2 protein-coding genes are annotated in these 2,095 nt (G+C 68.2%); one reads left to right on the plus strand and one right to left on the minus strand.

Features of this window, described 5'->3' with window-relative positions; translation table 11 throughout:
* Positions 1-147: 147 nt before the first annotated feature.
* Positions 148-930: a sporulation protein gene (locus tag G5C65_RS36115; RefSeq protein ID WP_165303279.1), complete on the minus strand. Its 783-nt coding sequence runs from the start codon at positions 928-930 to the stop codon at positions 148-150.
* 112 nt (positions 931-1,042) lie between these two features.
* Here G5C65_RS36115 and G5C65_RS36120 point away from each other — a divergent pair, with 112 nt between their 5' ends.
* Complete coding sequence (locus G5C65_RS36120) at positions 1,043-1,738, plus strand: DNA-3-methyladenine glycosylase (RefSeq protein WP_165303280.1); 696 nt, start codon at positions 1,043-1,045, stop codon at positions 1,736-1,738.
* The last annotated feature ends 357 nt before the right edge of the window (positions 1,739-2,095 follow it).

Here is a 2,095-nt window from a genome sequence, read left to right on the forward strand (position 1 = left end):
CGGCTCCTGGCCCTCAACACGGCGATCTGGCACAACTGGGCCTGCGGAGCCGACAGGAAACGCTCGCTGATCCACTACGACCACACGGCCCCGCTGGCCAGCACGTAAAAGCACATCAACCATCTAGGCCGGGGCCGGACCGGGGCTTCAGAACCAGCCGCGCTTGCCGCCCACCTCGGACAGCCACTCGTGGAGATAGCCCTCCCAGTCGGTGTCCGCGAAGGTCCCGAAGTCCACCGGGAACGCGCGGAAGGTGTCACTCCCCTCCGAGAACAGGCCCGGCTTCTTGTCCATCTCCAGCACGACGTCCATCCCGCCGGCGTCCGCGACGAAGGACAGCTCGACCTGGCTCAGCCCGCGGTACTGCGGCGCCGCGTGGAACTCGATCTCCTGGTAGAAGGGGAGCTGCTGACGGGTGCCCCGGATCCGCCCCTTCTCCATGTCGGCGGACTTGAACCGGAACCCCAGCCCGATGAACGCGTCGAGGATCGCCTGCTGCGCGGGCAGCGGGTGGATGTGCAGCGGGTCCAGGTCGGTCGAGTCCACCGCGCGGGCGATGGCCAGCTCGGTGCTCACCCCGAGCTGCATCCCCCGCAGCGGCTGGCCGTCCACCGCGGTGACGGGCGTCTCCCACGGGATCTCCAGCTCGAACGGGACCGCGAACGTGGCCCCCTCCTGGAGCGTGAGCTCCCCGCCCAGCTGCCGGCGGGCGAACTCGATGTTCCGCTTGTGCTCGCCGTCGTCCGTCTCCACCTCGACCTTCGCCTGCAGCCCGACGGAGAGACCCTGCACCTCCTGGGTGACGGACCCACCCTCGATCCGCACCTCGCCCCGGGCCACGCCGCCGGGTTCCACCTGCTCCTCGTAGAGCACCGTGTCGACGGAGGCCCCGCCGACACCCACACTCGCGAACAGCTTCTTGAAGGCCATCTGCTTCCTCCCCATCGGATGTCGTCACACACGTCCAGGCACGCCCGGTGCGCCTCGGCGGTTCCGTCGGAGGGGGCCACCGGGCGGTCGGGCTCCAGTACGCTCGGACGGCATGATCGCAGGCCGACGCCCCCCTCAGGACGCGAACGACAGCCACGCGCCGCTGCCCCGTACCTTCTTCGACCGCCCTGTCCTGGATGTCGCCCCGCAGCTCGTCGGGCGCATCCTGCTGCGCAGCACGGACGAGGGGCCGGTCACCTTGCGTATCACCGAGGTGGAGGCGTACGCGGGCGAGTCCGACCCCGGCTCACACGCCTACCGGGGCCGCACGGCCAGGAACGCATCGATGTTCGGTCCCCCCGGCCACGCGTATGTGTACTTCATCTACGGGATGTGGTGGAGCCTCAACGTCGTCTGCGGACCGGAGGGACACGCGAGCGGGGTCCTGCTGCGCGCGGGGGAGATCCTGACGGGCAGTGAGCAGGCGCGGAAGCGCCGTCCCAAGGCGAGGAAGGACTCCGAACTGGCCAAGGGCCCCGCCCGGCTGGCGACGGCTCTGGAGGTGGACCGCGCGCTCAACGGTACCGATCTGTGCTCCCCGGACGAGTCCGCCCCGCTCCGCGTCCTCGCAGGTCAACCCGCTCCCGAGGGGGCGGTGCTGAGCGGGCCCAGGACCGGGGTGGGCGGCGACGGCGCGCACCAGCCGTGGCGGTTCTGGCTCGCCGACGACCCCACGGTGAGCCCGTACCGGCCACATCAACCGCGGCGCCGCCGGAACGGACTTGACGCGGGTCGGTCCGGGACCTAGTGTAGTTCGAGCCGCTTGAAACGGGACGGTTGGTCACTGCGACCTCAGGTTGCGTGAGAGACCTCGAATCCCGGAGCGGCCAACCACTACCAGCGACATCCCCTCAAAATTCGGGGCCGATTTCAGCGTGCCTGAAATCCAACCCGGAAGGCCCGATTAGGCGCCGCGAGGGAAATCCGCTAAAGTAGTGGACACACCGAAGGGAAGCGCCCGGAGGAAACCTGAGAGGGTTTCCGAAGGAAGCGTCCGTTCCTTGAGAACTCAACAGCGTGCCAAGTAGTCAACGCCAGATTTTTGGTATGCCTCGTCAAGGGGTTTACATAGCGAGGACATTTGTTCTTCGTTGGATGATTGATG

It is taken from the genome of Streptomyces boncukensis (genome assembly GCF_011045075.1).
In the GTDB taxonomy this organism is placed as follows: Bacteria; Actinomycetota; Actinomycetes; order Streptomycetales; family Streptomycetaceae; genus Streptomyces; species Streptomyces boncukensis.